Here is a 15956-nt window from a genome sequence, read left to right on the forward strand (position 1 = left end):
ACTCGACGTCGGCGCCGTAGACCTCGTGCAAGTCGGCCTCGACCAGGGACCAGCGTTCTAGGACTTGCGTCCACGTGTGCCCGTCGCCGTCTTCGCCGTGCTGGCCTTGCGGGTGCGGGTCGTACCACTCGCGGATGCCGGTTGCCGGGTCGATCGGGCCGCCGTTCGTCGGCTCGCCCGATTCCCGGCCGTCGAGTTTGGGGAGCCTGCCGCGTTCCAATACGCCTCGGCCGCTTCCCTGCCGACAGCCGCGTCGAGCCACGCCGTGACCCCGGCCAGCTTGAGTGCGGGCCACGGCACCCGATCGGCGAGCATCTCGTCGTAGACCGGACCGAGCGCGTCGCGGTACAGGTCGACCTCGGCCGCGTCGTCGAGCGCGACCCCGTCAAGCGACCCGCCGTTCTCCGCGGCGTCGGCGACCTGCGCGGCGACCTCGGCGAGCCGTTGCAGCCGCAGCCCGGTCTCGGCGTTGACGGGCGGGACGGTGTAGACCTTGCCCCGGATCGGGAGGGCGAGCCCGGCGTCGAGCAGCTCGCCCAAGTCGCGGAACGCCATCACGCACCCGCCTTCACGGACTCGGCCGCGGCGAGCCCGGCGCCGCCGGTCCCGTTCGCGGGGTTGGTGATCTCGACCGGGGCGCCCTGCCCGTTCAACGTGAAGTTGAACGGTTCGAGATCGGTCACTGCGCCGCCCTTGGTGAACCCCGACACGGTCGCAGTGCCTTCATAGGCGTCCGGGCTACCGTCGCGCCGGTACCAGCGCACGCGGATGTTGGCGGCGAACCCGACCACCCGTCCGGCCTTGCGGATGGCTTCCTGTCCGGGGTCGGGGGTGAAGGTCTGCGCGTCGGCGCGCTTGCGCTTGCCCTCGGCCTCGATCGACCACGTGCGCTGAGTGACCACTGTGGAGCCCCAGCCGTCGGAGTCGAAATCGCCGTCGTCCTCGGTGTTGTCGTCGGTGGTCTCGGTGAAGCTGGTCAGGCCGTTGACGCGCGTCCACTGTGGTTGTGCCGCGCCGGATGCGCGGGTGTCCACTTCGAGTGCCCAATCCTTTGCCAGCAACGAACGTAGAGCCATTGAGCAGCCTCCTAGCTGCGGTATCGGGTCGGCCGGTGGGCCGTGAGTTGGTAGGTGTCGGCGTGCTCATAGCGGCCGGACTGGTCGCGGCTCAGGGGCACGGATGCGGTGCGCTGCGCGAGGTGGACCAGGGCGCCGCCGAGGTCGAGGTGCGTCGCGCCGTGCAGCTCGTCGAACACGGCGTCGAGCAGGTCAAGCGCTGGACGGGGGTCGGGTCCGGCAGCTCGGGCGCGGACCTGGAGACCGAGCACACTGTCGGCTTGGTCCACGTCGTCGACGAGCGCATAGGGGGTGAGCACCAGGACGCTCGGCGGCGCCGCGGGCACGATCCCGACGACGATGCCGACCTCGGCGTCGCGGTAGATGCCGGTCGGCCGGTACACCGCGACCCCGGTGTCGGTGAGCAGCTCGGCGAGCCCGTGCGCGAGCCTGGTTGTCCAGCTCACAAGCCGAGCGCCTTCCTGATCTGCGCTTGTACCAGGCGGGCGACGACGTCGCGTTCGCTGGCTAGGGCGCTTTCGAGGTACTTCGGGCCGCCGGTTCGGTGGTGGTAGTCGAGTTCCTCGTGCTGCCTGGCGGCATACGGGGTGTCGTAGGAGACGGCAGCAGTGAGCGACTCGGCGTCGACGCTCGCGGTCGCGGAGTTGCGCAGGGCCGCGGTGTCCAGCGGCGCCCGGTCTACCGACACCCCGCGCACGTGCTCGGCGCCCAGACCGAGCCCGCGCGCGGCGCCCTGGTGGGCGGCGGTGTCGATCGCGACACCGTTCCACTCGACGCGCACGCGCCCGGTGCCGATGTTCTCGGCCATGTCCTCACCCCCGGTTCCGGTGGTTAGGTGAGGGCGACCTCGACGTGTGACCAGCTCGACGGGTGGTCGAACAGGTTCGCGGTGATCACGCGGGCGTTGCGTTCGTGTGGGGTGCCTGCCCAGACGGTGACCAGCGAGCCGACCGGTACGTGCACGTCGGGGCGGGCGCGCACAGTGGTTTCGCTGACGACTTCCTCACCGGTCGACGAACGCACGAGTCGGCGCCGGTCCTCGACGAACGTGCGTCGGATGACGACCGGGTCGGCGTGCACGTCGCCGTAGGGACCTGTGCCGAGGTAGCGGCGCAGGGTGATCGTGTGCGGCAGCAGGACCGCGGGAATCTGCAAGGGGGATCACCCCCCTCACGGCTTGCCGGGCAGTCCCCAGCGGTCGGGGGCCAGTGGGGTATGCGCGAGCAGTCCGGCGGTCGCGAGGATGCGCGCGGCTCTGGGACCTATGTCCGGGGGTGCGCCGGTGTCGGCGCGCTTGAACCGCAGGGTGCCGAGCGCGGCCTCGCTGAACTGCGCCCCGGCGCCGACCGGGTCGCCGGTCTCGCCCCACCACTCGACCACCGCGCACGTCGCCCGCCGCACCGCATCGCGGGTGCCTTGTTCGACGGGGTAGCCCTGGGCGTCAACGGGGTAGACGGCGGCGACGAGCAGCGCGTCGACTTCCTCGGACGCGCGGGCGAGCAGCCGCGGCGAGTCGTCGTCGACCGCTGCCTCGCCCGCGTACTCGACCAGGTCGGCCGTGGTGGCGTAGACGCGCACGGTCCTAGTCCTGGTCCTCGTCGAACAATCGGGCCAGATCGTCACGGGAGAGCGATTCGGCGTCGGCACGGGAGTAGCCGCGAGACATCGCGTAGTCGACCCACTCGGCTTTCCGCGCGCCCTTGACCGGCCGCGCCGGGGTGACCGTCTCGGCGGTCTCGAACGGTGTCCACACGTCCGGCAGGGACGCGAGCCGCTCAGCCATCCACGAACCCGGTTCGGGCTCGTGCACCTCGCCGGTGCGCTCGTTGCGGTAGGCGACCATCAGGCGCCCGCCTTACGCTTGATCAACACGGCGCGCTTGGGATCGAGGGTCTTCACGCCCATGAGGCAGTCGATCGACACGACGTCCTCTTTCCGGGTCATGTCGTAGCCGTAGATCACCCGCAGGCCGAGACCCTTGTACGTCACGACCGCCCCCTGCCCGGCGCCGATGCCCCGCGGAAGCGGCAGCGTGCGCGTCACCAGGGCGAACGCCTCGCGCCGGAACGCGACCGACACGTCATCCTTGACGTTCTGGGTCAGCACGTTGTCGAAACCGCGCTTGCGGCCGAGGCTCGCCTCACGCAGCGCCGTTCCGTCGTCGCCGACCTTGTCGGCCTCGACGAACAGGGGGTCTTTTTGCAACAGGGCGGCAAGGGTGGTGCTGTGCACCGCGCGCCGCTGGGAGGTCGGCACGTTGGCGTCGTTGAGCACCTTCCCGGCGTCGATCAGCACATCGGACACGTGCGCGGCGGCCGGGTCGTAGGTGACCGACTGCGTGATGTCGGCGCGCAGGCCGAGCACGAGCCGGTCGGTGTACTGGTTGATCGCCTCCATTGCCGGGGTGAGGAACTGCTCGGAAAAGTCGGTGATCCGCATCGACCAGTCCTCGGAGGTCACCGCGAACGACACGTCGGGAATCTTGTTGAGCACCAACGACGTCGAGCCCTCGGTCGCGTTCTGCAACTGGATTCCGTTGGTGCGGTTGAACTCGTTCACCACGAACGTCGCGGGCTTGCGGATGGTGATGGTGTCACCTGAGTTGCCGGTGAAGTCACCTTCGTAGTCGCGGTGCACGAGCCCGGACATGACGGTCTGCTCGTACAAGGTCGCGATGGCCTCGCGGGCGATCACGTCGACGGTAAGAAGCTGGTTGGGCATGGTCAGCTACGCCCCTTCCTGGTGCGCTTGATGTAGTCCTCGATCGAGAGCGAGCCGAGGTCGTCGGAACCGGTGGGTGACCCGCCGGTGATCTCCGCGCCGCTGCGCGGTGCCGCGGCCGGTGCACTGGCGAGCCGAGGGTGTGCCTTGACGGTCTCGGCGATGGCGGCGGCGACCTGGTCGCCGAACTTCTCGGCCGAGGGGTCGAGGTCGGCGACCTTGCGGCGGAAGCTGGCCGAGTCGAGCAGCGCGTCGGGATCGGCGCCCGCGGTCGGCGCGGCGCGGTACACGGCCAGGTCGACCGCGCGCTCGCGCGCCTCGCGCTGCGCGGCGGTGAGCTGCTCGGTGACCTGCTCGACGGTCGGCGCCTCGCCCGACTTGTCGATGCCGAGCGCTGCGGCGATCTTGTCGACGATGCCCTGCTGCGCCCCCTCGGCCTTGCCTCGCCACTCGGCAATCTCGGCGCGCAACGACTCGACGTCCGCGGCGCCCGTCGGCGGGGCGGGCTCGCCCTGCGGCTCGCCGATGCCCGGTGTTGTGGGTGGTGTCGGGTTGTCCTGCGGGTTAGACGGCGCCGTTGGGGCGTCGGTCGGACCGCTCGCGGGCGGCGAGGCGGGCACGGGTACGGACATCGGCGGACCTCCTAGGCCGGCGATCAGGGGAAGCGCCCGACGGATGTCGAGGGCGCACGAAAAAGTCGTCTTCGTTCTAGACAACTTCTGACGACGTGCCGTAAAGTCGTCGCCAACAGAGACGACATAAGGAGTGGTTCAGGTGGGGGAACTGTTCAGCCTGGTTGACCTGCTCGGCGAGCCTGCGATACAGCTCTCGATCGACGACGCGCTCGCCGAGGTCGCCGAGCAGAACACCGCGGCGGCTACGGTCGAGAACGACGTCATGCCGTCCACGTGGGAGCTGATCCCGCGCGAGACGATCACCGGACAGGGGGTGCTCGGCGCTTGAAGACGCGTTACCTCGACATGGCGGGGGTGGGTCGAGCGCTGGCGAGCCCGGTCTCTCGTCATGCGGTCGTGAAGTGGCGAGAGCGGTACCCGCAGGGGTCCGAGCACCCGTTCCCTGAACCCGATGTGATTACCGGCGCGTGGGACGTCGACCCGGACACCGGCGAGCTTGTCGACGATCAGGACGAGCGGGGCGTGCCCGGCTGGAATGCCGAACGTCTTCCCGAGATCGAGGCATGGCGCGCGAGACTGCCGGGCAGGACCGGGCGCCCGCGCAAGTCGGACTAAGTTGACCGCGTGGCCACCTCGGATGCTTTGGCGATCGTCGGTGCGATTACTGGCAGTGTGTCGCTCATCTGGAACGTCTCGTCGTACCTGCTGGCGGGCGGTCGAGCGTCGGTCGAAATAGGAATCGGCCTATACAACGGTACCGACCTTTTCATCATGCCGACCCCCAAAGAGGGGATCAATGTCTACGACAATCCACTGAGTGCGCCGATAGATAACGTGTTGGTCATCCAAATATTCGGCAAGGGTCGACAGGGGTTGACGGTCGACGGGGTTAAGCTCGTCGACCGGTCGGGTATCTCTTATCTGCCAACGCGGTTCCTACGCGGTGGGCTACCCGCGCGCATGGAAGTACACGCCTCGCACACGGTTGTTTTGCCCATGAACGAAGTCAACGTGAACGTGCATCACGCGCTGCGGAAAACTCAGATGACCGAGCTACGGTTGCGGGCCGTTGTTCGTTTCGGCAACGGCAAAGCGGTTCGCAGCAAGCCCATTCGGTTCTATGCGGGTGAAGACCCGTACATCCGCGGGCCGGTCGCCTCCGACGAGCGCGACGATGACTAGCCCACCGACGGCAGGGTGAGCTCGCGCTCGCGGGCGTGGGCTGCGAGCCCTTCGGAGTGGGCTCGCAGCCACACCCCTGCAAGGATGCGCGCCGGTTGCTCGGCCTTCTCGGCGTTTGCCTTCTCGGTCGCGGTGCGCCGGTCGTGCCAGATGGGTAGGTGCCGGGGCGCGTAGGGATTGGGGCGTGACGGGGTGAGTGCGTATCCGGCTGCGTAGCCCTCGGCCCGTGCTGCGCGCACCTGCTCGGCGGTCACTGCTGCCACGTCTCACCCCCGGTTCGGTGTCGTTCCCCGTTGCCGCCGTTGAGCAGTTCCTCGCGGAACTGGTCGAAGGTGAGCCTACCGTTTGCGTCCCACCACTCTTTGAGTTCGTCGGATGCCCACTTGCGTGCGTAGGTCTCGTTCTGCCGCCACAGGTTGCGCGGGTCGATCTGTGCCCGGCGCCCCTCGTTGGTGACCATGTAGCCGTTGGTCGCGGCCTCGGCGGCGAGGTACTGCTCGTCGAGCGCCTTCGCGTAGGCGGCGCGGGCCAACTCGTCGAACCCGCGGCCGGTGAACCCGTCGGCGCGCAGGCGGGCGATTGCGTCGTCGCGGCGTAGCCGTTCGAGGTCGACCTCGAACGCCTCGGCGTAAGCCTGCTGGTAGTCGTAGCCCTCGGCGACGAGCCGGTCGACTTGCGCCCACTGCTCGGCGTGCGGGTCGTCGTCCTCGGCGTCCTGGTGCTCGTCGAGCTGCTCGCCCTGGTCCTGCTCGGCTTCGGCGTCGCGGCGATCCATCTCGGCGAGCACGGCCTCGACCGCGGCGTCGTCGTCGGCGACCTCGGCCAGGTGCGCGGCGAGTTCATCGTCGGTCATGACGGCGAGCCGCTGCCGCTCGGCCTGCTCGGCGGCCAGGCGCTCACGCTCGCGCCGGGCGGCCTGCTCGGCGGCGACGGCGTCGAGTCGGGCCTGCTCTGCGGTGCCCTCGGCGACCTGGTCGGCGACCGCGGCGCGGCGGGCTCGCGCGGCGGTGGCGGTGCCGTGGCCGAGGTTGAGCTGCTCGCGGTGGCGCTTGCGGTTGAGGCCGGTCGCGTCGACGTGCTCGCGAATCTCGGCCTGTAGCGCCCGGATGCGCTGCTGTGCCGCGCGCCGGGCGGTGACGTCGAGTGCCCCGGCTTCCTTGCGCTTCTCCCGCCGCACTTTGCGCTCAAGCTCGCGCAGGTCTTCGCGCTCGTTCTCGGCGGCCTGGTCGTGCTCGACCGGTTCGTCGAGCCGGGTCACTCCGGGGATGAACGGTAGGAAGGTGTGCCGACAGTTCGGGTGCATGAGCCCGGCGGCACGGGCCTCGTCGACGGTCGCGGCGACGTCGACGCGCATCGGGTCGCCGGTGAGTTCGTTCTCGACGGTGCGTTCGCCCGCGGCGCCGGTGCGGGCGAGGATGCGCCCTTGCCACACCGAGCACAGCGCGCACCCGTCGGTGGTGTTGGAGACGGTCACCAGGTCCACGCCGAGCGAGTCGAGGCGGGCGAGGTGTCCCTCGTTCCACGCTCGCGCGGTCGCCGTGCGGGTGGCCATCTCCACGTACGACGCGAGGTTCCACCCGCGCCCGGCCCGGTCGACGAACCCGGTCACCCCGTCGGCGACGAGCCGATCCCACGCGGCGCGCTGCGCCGAGCGGGTCGTGCCCGTGCCGAGCAGTTGCGCCGGTGCCGCGGCGGCGACTGCGACCTGATAGGCGTCCTGTCCCCAGCGCAGGACTCGCAGATACAGCGCGTCGAGCCGCGAGGTGAGGTCGGCCGCGAGCAGCGCCGCGGCGTCCATGCCGGGGATCACCTCGCGCAGCGCGCCGAGCTGCGACTCGTCGAGCGCGCCGAGGTCGGCGAGCTGCGCGAGCGCGGCGGCGCTGCCCGCCTGCCAGGCGGCGAGCACGGCCTCGGCCGCGCCGGTGCCGACCTCGGTGCGTAGCTGCGTGAGCATCCGCTCGACCGCGAGCCGTACCTCGCGCGCGGCGGCGGCCTTCTGCGCTGCCCACTCTGGGATCTCGACCCCGGCGCGGGCGCGGCGGGCGATATCGGCGAGCAGCCGCGCCTCGGCCTCGGTGAACACGGCGAGCAGGTCGCGGGCGAGCTGCTCGACGACCTCGGCCGGATCGCTATCCGGTGGGGGCTCCCACGCCATCGTTCGTGCCCCCGTCCTGGGTGCCTCGCCAGGTGGCGGGGTCGGGAACGGCGCGGCCGGTCTCGGCGAAGATCCGGCCGACCTCGGCGTCGACCTGGTCGCCGGTCCACTCCGGGTGGACCAGGCGCACGCGGACCTCGGTGGAGGCGGCCTCGGCGGTCAGCAGCGCGTGCGCGGTGCGGGCAAGCTCGCCCGTGTCGGGTTGGGCCTGGTCGCCGAACTCGACGACCGGCTCGGCGCCGGTCACACCGCGGGTGCCGAACACGTGCGCGTCGACGTCGAGCAGCGAACCGACCAGGGGGCCGAGTGCGGCCGACCAGTAACGCGACTTCTTGTCGCGGGTGGTCTCGGACAACTCGCGCCGGTCGGTGACCTCGGTCGCGGTGATGCCGGTCGCCCGCCCGTTGATCTCACCGAACGTCGACGTCGAGTAGCCCGCGGACCTGAGTACGTCGTGCGTGATCTGCTGCGCGGTCGCTTGGTGCTCGGCGACCCTGATCGCGAACTGCGATGGCGTGATGGGCGGCGAGCCGTCTCCGCGGCCGGTAAGCATGTTCAGCTCGTGGAAGACCTCTTGATCGTCGTCGAACGTGGCGCCTTGGCCAGGGCCGTTCGGGGTGAGGTAGCCAGTCGGCACGATGAGGCGGGCTTTTGCGAGCCGGATGTCGCGGACCCAGGACGAATAGACCTCGTCGAGCACGTCGAGCAGTGGCTCGACCCCGTCGAGGTCCGAGCGGCCGAGCGGGCGCAGCGCCGGAATCGAGCGCCACTCGCGAGACGGTCGGATGTTTGGGGCGTAGGCGGCGGTGAGCCGCTGGGTGCCGGTGCCGATCGCGCCCTCGGCGTCGACCAGCTCGGCCGCCCACGCGGTCGACGGGTGCTCGGCGAGCGGGATCGCGCGGCCGAGTTCGTCGTCGCTGCCCTGGTGCAAGGTGTGCACGATCCGGCCGGGCTCGTGCCGTTCGAGGTGGCGCAGCACGGTCGGGCCGTCAGTGCCCACCGTCTGCCAGAACGTCACCCCAACGAGCCGCTTCCAACGCCAGTCGGGCACGGCCGCGTCAGCGTCGACGGCGTCGAGCATGGCGTGCGGGCGAACGTCGCCGTCCCACACGACCCGCAGATACGCCCCGCCCAGCGCGGCGGCGACCTCGGCCGCTTCCAACAGGGCCGAGTGAGTCTCGGCGGTGTTGACCACCTGGTCGAGGCGAGCCTGCGCCGCGGTGTCCTCGGTGAGCACCCGGGGAGGTTCAGCAAACAGCAGGTCAGCGCTCGCGGTCGCGATGTCGGCGGCGAGGGGCACGTGCACGCGGGTCCGCTGCTGTCCACGGGGGGAGACCGGGCGGCCCCAGAAGAACCGCGAGACGGCGCCGACGAGCCCGCCCCGGTACTGACCGGGTCGGGTATGCACGACCGGGCCGGACCCGTACAGCGCGGCGAGCTGCTCGGCGCGCCCGACGTACCAGGCGTTCCACTCGCGCATCTTGGCCGCGGCCTGGTCGAACGGCGCAGGTGGCCACTGGTTGCCCATGCTCACCCCCGTTCATCGGCTCAGGCGGCAAGCGCGAGGGTGGGACGCCACAGGTTTTCCGTGGTGGTGATGGCGTAGCGACCGGCGTCGAGGCTGTGGTCGGCGACCTTGATCGGCGCGTCGGTGCCCTTGGCGGTCGCGGAGTCGTCCCACGAGTAGCCGGGTGCTTCGCCGATGAACCCGGTGCACCGGTCGGCGACCCGCAGGTGCTTCTCGGCGAGCAGCGACGACACGGTGCGGATTCCATAGGCGACGTCGTTGTCGGCTGCGGCCGTGGTCACCCCGTCGTTGTGGAGCTGCACCCGGAACGACGCGGCCGACGGATCGGCGACGACCCACTGTGGACGCAGCGCCGATGGGCGCGGCAGGTGCGGCCGGTCGAGCCAGTCGCGCAGTCCCGCCGAGAGCTGCGAGTCGGCGAGTCGCACCTGTGCGTGCGCGGGGTCATGGCGCCACTCGTCGACCAGGTAAAGCCGGTGGTCGACACCTTCGCCGAGCAGCAGGGCCGCGGTCGCGTTGGTCGTGCCGTAGTCGATCCCGACCGCGAGTAGCCGCGCCATGTCCGGGAGTTGCTCCCAGGGCACGACGTGGTCGGCCGGGTTCCACATGTCGAACACGGCGCCCTCGGCGGCCACCCACTCGCCGAGCACGAACCGGCGGAACCACAACCCGGTGTACTCGCGCCGGATGCTGTCCTTATAGGACTCGGTGAGCGCCGGGTTGTCGTCGAGCCGGAAGGCGAACGAGCGCCAGTCGGACAGCTCGGCGAGCCGGTCGAGGTAGCGCCGTTTCACCCAGTGCGCCGGACTGTCCGGGTTCGTGGTCGCGAACAGTTGCGCGCCTGGGACCGACATGCGGCCGAGCAACTGCACGAAGAAGTCGTGCGCGATGACGGTCAGCTCGTCGACGTAGGCGCCGCAACAGGTCAACCCGCGCAGCACCTTCTCGGCCTTTGCGTCCGACGCGCCGAGCACGTAGACGGTGCGGTCGAGAATCCGGGCGGTCGGCGCTCCAGGGGTGTAGTGCACCTGGTCGGCGATCGGTCCGAACAGTGACGGGTCTTGCAACGGCGCGAACACGTTGCGAGCGACCGAATCACGGGTGCGGCCGACAACGACGAGCTGACCGCCGCGGGGCGCCGAGGCGACGTAGATCAACCACCGGAGCAAGCTCGCGATGGTCTTCCCGGACCGGATCGCGCCCGACCAGATCGACACGCGCGTCGTCGACTCCCGCAACGACTCGACCTGTCTCGGCGACAGCGGAAGATCAACCATCGCCGAATCTCGTCTGAATCCCGAGCGCAACGGCGAGACCGCCGAGCATGGACTTAGCGCCCTCGCTGCCCTTGTCGGCGTCGACCTGCTCAAGCCGTGAGGCGGCCGACAAGTGCGTCGACAACGCGGTCGCGAGCGCCTTCTCGTCCGGCGCCGGGACGTGATCCAGCGGCTTGGACTCAATGCCGTGGATCGTCGTCGCGGTGAACACGTACCGCTCGGCTTCCAACCGGGCGAGTAGGTGCTCGGCTCGCCCGTAGAGTCGGCCGACGATCTGGGTACGCCGTGACCGGTTGTCGATCTGTCGCGCCTGAGTGGCCGCGGCCGTCTTGCTGCGGTCGAACGAGAGCCCCAAGGTGCGGGCGATGCCCGTCACCGTGGACGGCGAGCGGTTGATCGCGCGGGCGATGTCGTTGCGGGTTTTGCCCTCGGCGTGCAGCTCGCGCACACGGGTGCGGTCGGCATCAGTGATCAGGTTGCGCGGCACGGCCGATCACCTCGCCCCGGTCCAGACAGGCGACAGCCCCGCGACCCGGGGGGAGGGGTCGCGGGGCTGTCCGGTTCGGGGTGCGGGTACAGCTCACCCGCTGCTGATCGCCAGTTTAAGCAAGCTCGGCGACATCGCGGGTGACGCGCTGCCGGGTGGGGGTGGCGAGCGCGACGTCGATCACCTCGCCGACCAGGAACCGCGGGCGTCCGCGGGCGTCGGGCTCGCGTCGGGTGAGCTTGCCCGCCCGCGCCCAAGTGCGAACCGTGTTCGCCGACAGGGTGCGGCCGAGCAGTCGCGGTAGAGCGAGGGACACCTCGGCCGCGGTGGCGAGATGCTCGCGGGCGGCGTCGAGCAGCGCGGCGCGCAGGGCCTCGACGTCGTGCCGCGACTCGCACTCGCGGCACCCGACCGTCGCCCGGTCCGGGTGGGCGTAGAGGTCGGCGCCGCAGTCCGGGCACGGTCCGCAGAACACCAGCGCCGGGGGGAGGTCGACGGCTTGGCGGGCGCGCTCGACGGCGTCGGTGATCTCGTCGACCAGCTCGCCCCCGGCGGGGTGGTACTCGATCCATGTCGGGTGTCGGCGCAGCCACGCGGCCATCTCGTGCAGGGTGTCGTCGAGGTACAGCGCGTCGAGTGCGACGACCACGACCGGCGAGCCGTCCGGGCCGGTCTCCCCGGTGGTCACCTCGCGGCGCGGCCCGTGCGTTTCCCACAGTTCGCGGACCCACGTCGACAAGGTGTTGCGCAGGTCGTCGCGCACCTCGGCCGCGCCCAGGTTGAACGGCAGCCCGATCTCGGCCGAGCGCGAACCGACCCGCTGCCCAGTGCTCGTCTGCCGCGAGATCGTCGCGCCTAGGTCGTCGACCAGCTCGGCGACGGCAAGCAGGTCGCCGAGCAAGCGGCCGAGACACAACCCGCATACCTCGGAGTCGGTCCGGGTGGCACACGAGGGAACGGTGCACAGGTTCACACACCCGAGCGTCGAGCGGCCATGTCACCGACCGTCGACGAAGGCGCACGGGTGACCTCAGTCACCATGAATAGTCGATTTGGCGCCCTGGGTAGGCTCGGCTGCGCAGCAGCGCCTAGCGGCACCGAGCTACCCCCGGTCCGTTCCGTTTCGGGAACACCTGTCTATGCCGCTTTGCTTTCCCCCTCGCCATTGCGATTCAATTGTGCTCGTCGATCACATCGCAGCTTCCCGCATTGGGAGGTGCGCGACGTTCTCGCGCGGGGTGACTTCCTCCGGCGTTCGGAGGACTGCGCGGGAATGGGGAAGGATGCGATGCCCGATCGACGGGGGGTACCTCCCGGCAACCCGCGCCGCGACCTACCCGAACTGCTAGAACAGTGGGCGCTGGGGGTGGATGCGGTCGGCGTGACCGCTGACATGCTCGGCGCGAGCGGCCTTGGCACATGGACAAGGCCGCTCGCCGGGGCGCTCCGGTTGGCTGCTCGGATGCTGCGCGGTAGGAGGTAACCCACACGGGCGGCGGTCCGGTCGCAGGTGTTCACAGCACCTTGTGATCGGACCGTCGCCCCCGCCGTGGACACAACTAACGTTAATTGCGTCCGCCGGAAGCCAGGAACGGTCATCCATCTTTCCGACATCGGCAACTATACCGTAATCAGGGTGGCGCGATTCCAGTCATATCGGCATTTCGCCTGGTAGATCATGCCGCTTTGATCGTCTCGACGCCGGGCTGCTGGTCGTCCTGGTGCTCGACGTCGACAGGCAGGGGCACACCTGGCAGGGGCAACAGGAGTTGACCGGGACCGGCCCACGTGTGCCCGGTGCGCACCCGCTCGGCGAGCACGATCGGCCGCACCCACGGGTCGCCCACCCGTGCCCGGTTGCGCGCTCGGCGCTGTCGGTCGTAGGCGGTGTGCGCCTCGCGGCACAGGTCGCAGCGGCATCCGTGTTTGGCGTAGCGGCTGTTCGTGCCGTGCGCGGGCCGGACTGCGGGGGCAGGGTGGCCGGTCTGCTCGGCGAGCTGTTCGCGTCGCTCGGCGTCGAGCCCGCCCCAGATGCCCCACGCCTCGCCCGCGTCGAGGGCCTCGGCGAGGCACTGCTCGGCGACCGGGCACGCGGCGCACAGGGCGAGGCACTCGGCGAGCTGCTCGCCGGGCTCGACGAAATCGAGGTCGAACCGGCCGCGGCAGGCTGCCCGTGTTCGCCACTCAGGCAGGCGCAGCGTCATCGAGCACCCCCCGCAAGGCGTCGAGCGCCTCGGCGAGCGCGAGGGTGAGCGGCGAGTACGTCACGCGCGGGGTGTGGCCGAGGTCGATATCGTGCTCGTCGCGGCGCCGGTGGTGGGTGTGCGCCCGCTCGACGACCTCGGCGACCTCGACCAGGGCGCGGCGGGTCTCAGCGTTCATCGCCGACCCCGTGCTCGGCTGCGGAAGTAGGTTCTGGTAGCCGAGTTGGGGCCGGGGCTCGCGGTCTGGTCGACGTCGGGTGACGGCGTCACCGGGCACCATCCCCAACGGCGTCGATGTCACCGACATAAGCCGAGTTATGTAGGCATCCTGCCCGCTCGGCGTCCTCGTCGACGTGATCGTCGACGGGCTCGCCGTACCCGGCGGCGCGCAGCAGCAGCACCAGGTCGACGAGTTCGAGCCGCACGGGCCTGGACAGCGGCGGGGCCGGGGCGTCGGCGACCAGGGCGACGAGCTGCGCGGCGGGCAGCCACACCCACCAGCGGCCGGGGTCGGCCGCACCGCGGCGGCGCACGACGAGCAGGCCGAGGTCGGCCGGGACGCTGCCGGGCTCGCCGAGGCGTTGCTGCTCGGTTTCGTCGAGCCATGCCTCGGCGAACTCGCGCGCCTGGTCTTTCACCTGCCACACGAGTAGCGGCGTGCCGACGATGTCGCCGGGGTCGACGACCAGGCGCCCGGCGCTGCGGTAGCCGGTGCGCACGGCTCGCTCGGCGTGTGGCCAGCCGTGCGCGCGCAGCCACGCGGCGAGTCGGCGCTCGGCCTCGGCACCCCGGCGCCGGTTGGCCGCGCCGAGGCGGGAGCGCTCGATGGAGCCCGACGCTAATCCCCGATAACCCTCGCTTATCGGAAGCGAGCCGGGGCGCCGAGTAGTACCGCGCGCGTGCGCGCGGGGGCGCTCGCGACCGGTCGCGACCTGCTGCTCGACGGTCGTGTCGTCGGCGGCCTGGCCCTCGTTGTGGTCTGCCGGGTCGGTGCTGGTCATGCTGTTTCCCCCTGGTTGGTCATGGCGGCGAATGCGGCGTCGAGCCGGGCGGGATGTGCCGTGGTCTTGGTGAGCGGTCGCCCGCCTGGTCCGGCGCATCGGGTGCCGGGTTGGGCACGGCAATAGGGGCAGGTGACGGCGAGCCAGGCTCGGCGCACGTCGGCCTCTGCCTCGGCGTGTTCGGGGTCGACTCCACGGGTGACGGCGAGCGCAGCGGTGACCCGGGTGACCCCGTCGCGGATGGCGCGCAGCCCCCGGTCGTCGAGCCGTCGGGCGTGGGCAGTCAGTTCGCCTCGGTGGCGGCGTTCGGCCGTGTCGCGGCGGACGATGCGCCAGTGCTCGACGACGTCGGCGGGCATGACCGTCTCGACCCGGCGCCGGTAGTGCTCGCGCACGGCCTCGGCGGCGATGTCGGCGGGGACGTCGTCGAGGATCGCGGCCCACATGTCGAGCACGTCGGGGTCGGGTTGGGGCACTTTCGGGTCGACCGCGGCGGCGGCACCGAGCAGGGTCGCGACTTCGCTCCGGTTCACCGTGCCCCCTCGATGGCGGGCCGGTGGGGCTGGTCCTGGCCCTCGTCGGCGAGCGCGAGCCAGCCGCGGACCTTCTCGCCGCGGGCACTGCGGGCGACCGGTGTTTGCGCTGCTCGGCGGGGTCGTGCGGTGATCTTGACCGCGTCGTCGTAGAGGTGCGGGAGCAGGCCGGGGCGGGCACCGGGGCGGCGGTGCCACTCGTCGAGGGCGGCGCGTAGGGCGACCAGGTCGCCCCCGTCGCGCAGCAGGTCGTCGACGTGGCGGGCGAGCGCGCGCACCGTCGCCGGGCGGTAGGCGGCGCCGGTCTGCTCGCGCCAGGCGGACACGAGCCGGTAGGCGTCGGGCCGGACGGCGGTGGCCGAGAGTTCGGCGAGCGTGCTCGTGCCTGGCGTGCGCGCGGGGCGGCTTGGTTCCTTCCTCCGGTTCCGTAGTTCCGGTTCACCTTGGGGTGTCGCTGTGTCCCCCGCGTGGGCTGTCGCTGTGACAGGGCCGGGGTGTCGCTGTGTCCCCGGGGGACTGTCACTGTGTCGCGTGGACGGTTCGGGGGCGGGTGTCGCTGTGTCCGGTGTGGTCGGTCCGTCGAGGGCGAGGCGGTACTCGTTCGAGGTGTCGGCGCCGGTGCCGCGTTGGCGGCGGGCGCGGCCGAGCAGACGGCGGTCGGCGAGGGTGTCGAGTGCGCGGCGCACGGTGCGCTCGGACGCCTCGGTCTCTCGGGCGAGGGTCCGCACCGAGGTCGTCGCGCGGCCGTCTCGGTTGGCGTGTTCGGCGAGCACGAACAAGATCAGTTTTGGCATGGGTCCGCCTGCGGTCTGCTCAGCGGCCCAGCGGACGGCGACCACGCTCACCACGACCCCGATGCGGCGGCGTACTGCTCGGCGATGAGGTGCAGCTCGACGTCGAGCAACGCGGCGACTCGGCCCAGGCGATCACCGCGGCGGGCGAGGATGCGCAGCACCTCGGCGGCCTCGGGCGCGGGCAGCTCACGGAACGGGCGGCGCCCCCGCAGCGCGGCCTCGACGACGAGCGCGTCGAGGCGGTGCACGGCGTCGGGTGGGTTGGTGGCGGATGTGGTGTTGTCGGTCATGGCTCCCCCAGATGGAGCGCGGCGGACGCGGGCGTGCTTCACCGCGCCCGCCGCACGTGTGCGACGGACTTCG

At 71.0% G+C, this 15956-nt stretch carries 24 protein-coding genes and 1 pseudogene; 3 read left to right on the plus strand and 22 right to left on the minus strand.

The window, feature by feature from the left end:
- Window positions 1-57: 57 nt before the first annotated feature.
- From F4559_RS31900 to F4559_RS31940, 9 genes are read right to left on the minus strand one after another with little or no spacing between them, the layout of a single operon-like run.
- Window positions 58-555 (minus strand): DUF7426 family protein, encoded by a 498-nt coding sequence (locus F4559_RS31900; RefSeq protein WP_184674791.1) that lies wholly within the window; start codon window positions 553-555, stop codon window positions 58-60.
- Window positions 555-1076, minus strand: a complete 522-nt coding sequence (locus F4559_RS31905; protein WP_345020646.1) for a phage tail tube protein — start codon at window positions 1074-1076, stop codon at window positions 555-557. Before F4559_RS31905 ends, F4559_RS31900 begins: the two co-directional genes overlap by 1 nt.
- A gap of 11 nt (window positions 1077-1087) precedes the next feature.
- Window positions 1088-1522 carry a minor capsid protein gene (locus F4559_RS31910; RefSeq protein WP_184674793.1) on the minus strand — a complete coding sequence of 145 codons (435 nt, stop codon included), beginning with the start codon at window positions 1520-1522 and terminating at the stop codon, window positions 1088-1090.
- Window positions 1519-1884, minus strand: coding sequence for a hypothetical protein (locus F4559_RS31915; RefSeq protein WP_184674794.1), 366 nt, complete (start codon window positions 1882-1884; stop codon window positions 1519-1521). Before F4559_RS31915 ends, F4559_RS31910 begins: the two co-directional genes overlap by 4 nt.
- 23 nt (window positions 1885-1907) lie before the next feature.
- The gene (locus F4559_RS31920; protein WP_184674795.1) at window positions 1908-2231 is read right to left on the minus strand and encodes a hypothetical protein; all 324 of its coding nucleotides are present in this window, start codon (window positions 2229-2231) and stop codon (window positions 1908-1910) included.
- 15 nt (window positions 2232-2246) lie between these two features.
- Window positions 2247-2654, minus strand: coding sequence for a hypothetical protein (locus F4559_RS31925; RefSeq protein ID WP_184674796.1), 408 nt, complete (start codon window positions 2652-2654; stop codon window positions 2247-2249).
- Window positions 2655-2658: 4 nt separating this feature from the next.
- Window positions 2659-2919: a hypothetical protein gene (locus F4559_RS31930; protein ID WP_184674797.1), complete on the minus strand. Its 261-nt coding sequence runs from the start codon at window positions 2917-2919 to the stop codon at window positions 2659-2661.
- Window positions 2919-3797, minus strand: coding sequence for a major capsid protein (locus F4559_RS31935; protein ID WP_184674798.1), 879 nt, complete (start codon window positions 3795-3797; stop codon window positions 2919-2921). Before F4559_RS31935 ends, F4559_RS31930 begins: the two co-directional genes overlap by 1 nt.
- A gap of 2 nt (window positions 3798-3799) precedes the next feature.
- Window positions 3800-4429, minus strand: coding sequence for a hypothetical protein (locus F4559_RS31940; RefSeq protein WP_184674799.1), 630 nt, complete (start codon window positions 4427-4429; stop codon window positions 3800-3802).
- Window positions 4430-4571: 142 nt separating this feature from the next.
- On the opposite strand from F4559_RS31940, the gene F4559_RS31945 reads away from it, so the two are divergent.
- From F4559_RS31945 to F4559_RS31955, 3 genes are read left to right on the plus strand one after another with little or no spacing between them, the layout of a single operon-like run.
- A complete protein-coding gene (locus tag F4559_RS31945; RefSeq protein ID WP_184674800.1) occupies window positions 4572-4760 on the plus strand; it encodes a hypothetical protein in 189 nt (62 codons plus the stop codon).
- Window positions 4757-5047, plus strand: a complete 291-nt coding sequence (locus F4559_RS31950) for a hypothetical protein (protein ID WP_184674801.1) — start codon at window positions 4757-4759, stop codon at window positions 5045-5047. The genes F4559_RS31945 and F4559_RS31950 overlap by 4 nt, the downstream gene beginning before the upstream one ends.
- 9 nt (window positions 5048-5056) lie before the next feature.
- Entirely contained in the window at window positions 5057-5614 is a 558-nt protein-coding gene (locus F4559_RS31955) for a hypothetical protein (protein ID WP_184674802.1), read from the plus strand.
- Here the strand turns inward: F4559_RS31955 and F4559_RS31960 are convergent.
- The 13 genes and pseudogenes from F4559_RS31960 to F4559_RS32015 form a co-directional block, all read right to left on the minus strand.
- Complete coding sequence (locus F4559_RS31960) at window positions 5611-5868, minus strand: hypothetical protein (protein WP_184674803.1); 258 nt, start codon at window positions 5866-5868, stop codon at window positions 5611-5613. The two genes, F4559_RS31955 and F4559_RS31960, sit on opposite strands and share 4 nt — an antisense overlap.
- On the minus strand, window positions 5865-7769 hold the full coding sequence (locus tag F4559_RS31965) for a phage minor capsid protein (protein WP_184674804.1): 1905 nt from the start codon (window positions 7767-7769) through the stop codon (window positions 5865-5867). The genes F4559_RS31960 and F4559_RS31965 overlap by 4 nt, the downstream gene beginning before the upstream one ends.
- Window positions 7744-9297 carry a phage portal protein gene (locus tag F4559_RS31970; protein WP_184674805.1) on the minus strand — a complete coding sequence of 518 codons (1554 nt, stop codon included), beginning with the start codon at window positions 9295-9297 and terminating at the stop codon, window positions 7744-7746. Before F4559_RS31970 ends, F4559_RS31965 begins: the two co-directional genes overlap by 26 nt.
- A gap of 20 nt (window positions 9298-9317) precedes the next feature.
- Window positions 9318-10574 (minus strand): PBSX family phage terminase large subunit, encoded by a 1257-nt coding sequence (locus tag F4559_RS31975; protein WP_184674806.1) that lies wholly within the window; start codon window positions 10572-10574, stop codon window positions 9318-9320.
- A complete protein-coding gene (locus tag F4559_RS31980) occupies window positions 10567-11061 on the minus strand; it encodes a helix-turn-helix domain-containing protein (RefSeq protein WP_184674807.1) in 495 nt (164 codons plus the stop codon). The genes F4559_RS31975 and F4559_RS31980 overlap by 8 nt, the downstream gene beginning before the upstream one ends.
- A gap of 115 nt (window positions 11062-11176) precedes the next feature.
- Window positions 11177-11977, minus strand: a complete 801-nt coding sequence (locus tag F4559_RS31985) for a hypothetical protein (RefSeq protein ID WP_184674808.1) — start codon at window positions 11975-11977, stop codon at window positions 11177-11179.
- 760 nt (window positions 11978-12737) lie between these two features.
- Complete coding sequence (locus F4559_RS31990) at window positions 12738-13265, minus strand: WhiB family transcriptional regulator (protein WP_184674809.1); 528 nt, start codon at window positions 13263-13265, stop codon at window positions 12738-12740.
- Entirely contained in the window at window positions 13246-13443 is a 198-nt protein-coding gene (locus F4559_RS31995; RefSeq protein WP_184674810.1) for a hypothetical protein, read from the minus strand. Before F4559_RS31995 ends, F4559_RS31990 begins: the two co-directional genes overlap by 20 nt.
- Window positions 13444-13531: 88 nt before the next feature.
- Window positions 13532-14266: a hypothetical protein gene (locus F4559_RS32000; protein WP_184674811.1), complete on the minus strand. Its 735-nt coding sequence runs from the start codon at window positions 14264-14266 to the stop codon at window positions 13532-13534.
- Window positions 14263-14799 carry a zinc finger domain-containing protein gene (locus F4559_RS32005; RefSeq protein ID WP_184674812.1) on the minus strand — a complete coding sequence of 179 codons (537 nt, stop codon included), beginning with the start codon at window positions 14797-14799 and terminating at the stop codon, window positions 14263-14265. Before F4559_RS32005 ends, F4559_RS32000 begins: the two co-directional genes overlap by 4 nt.
- Window positions 14796-15125, minus strand: a complete 330-nt coding sequence (locus F4559_RS35705; RefSeq protein ID WP_246445376.1) for a hypothetical protein — start codon at window positions 15123-15125, stop codon at window positions 14796-14798. Before F4559_RS35705 ends, F4559_RS32005 begins: the two co-directional genes overlap by 4 nt.
- Before the next feature lie 330 nt (window positions 15126-15455).
- Window positions 15456-15593 (minus strand): annotated as a pseudogene (locus tag F4559_RS36860) (helix-turn-helix domain-containing protein); the annotation flags it as partial.
- 47 nt (window positions 15594-15640) lie between these two features.
- On the minus strand, window positions 15641-15883 hold the full coding sequence (locus F4559_RS32015) for a hypothetical protein (RefSeq protein WP_184674814.1): 243 nt from the start codon (window positions 15881-15883) through the stop codon (window positions 15641-15643).
- Window positions 15884-15956: the final 73 nt, after the last annotated feature.

It is taken from the genome of Saccharothrix violaceirubra, from assembly GCF_014203755.1.
Lineage (GTDB): Bacteria > Actinomycetota > Actinomycetes > Mycobacteriales > Pseudonocardiaceae > Actinosynnema > Actinosynnema violaceirubrum.

Excerpts from the sequence above, each read along its gene's own strand:
- F4559_RS32000 (WP_184674811.1), bottom strand. The coding sequence starts at position 14,266 with ATGACCAGCACCGACCCGGCAGACCACAACGAGGGCCAGGCCGCCGAC.
- F4559_RS31930 (WP_184674797.1), bottom strand. The coding sequence starts at position 2,919 with ATGGTCGCCTACCGCAACGAGCGCACCGGCGAGGTGCACGAGCCCGAA.
- F4559_RS31935 (WP_184674798.1), bottom strand. The coding sequence starts at position 3,797 with ATGCCCAACCAGCTTCTTACCGTCGACGTGATCGCCCGCGAGGCCATC.
- F4559_RS31905 (WP_345020646.1), bottom strand. The coding sequence starts at position 1,076 with ATGGCTCTACGTTCGTTGCTGGCAAAGGATTGGGCACTCGAAGTGGAC.
- F4559_RS31990 (WP_184674809.1), bottom strand. The coding sequence starts at position 13,265 with ATGACGCTGCGCCTGCCTGAGTGGCGAACACGGGCAGCCTGCCGCGGC.
- F4559_RS32015 (WP_184674814.1), bottom strand. The coding sequence starts at position 15,883 with ATGACCGACAACACCACATCCGCCACCAACCCACCCGACGCCGTGCAC.
- F4559_RS31900 (WP_184674791.1), bottom strand. The coding sequence starts at position 555 with ATGGCGTTCCGCGACTTGGGCGAGCTGCTCGACGCCGGGCTCGCCCTC.
- F4559_RS31940 (WP_184674799.1), bottom strand. The coding sequence starts at position 4,429 with ATGTCCGTACCCGTGCCCGCCTCGCCGCCCGCGAGCGGTCCGACCGAC.
- F4559_RS31995 (WP_184674810.1), bottom strand. The coding sequence starts at position 13,443 with ATGAACGCTGAGACCCGCCGCGCCCTGGTCGAGGTCGCCGAGGTCGTC.
- F4559_RS31975 (WP_184674806.1), bottom strand. The coding sequence starts at position 10,574 with ATGGTTGATCTTCCGCTGTCGCCGAGACAGGTCGAGTCGTTGCGGGAG.
- F4559_RS31970 (WP_184674805.1), bottom strand. The coding sequence starts at position 9,297 with ATGGGCAACCAGTGGCCACCTGCGCCGTTCGACCAGGCCGCGGCCAAG.
- F4559_RS31915 (WP_184674794.1), bottom strand. The coding sequence starts at position 1,884 with ATGGCCGAGAACATCGGCACCGGGCGCGTGCGCGTCGAGTGGAACGGT.
- F4559_RS31965 (WP_184674804.1), bottom strand. The coding sequence starts at position 7,769 with ATGGCGTGGGAGCCCCCACCGGATAGCGATCCGGCCGAGGTCGTCGAG.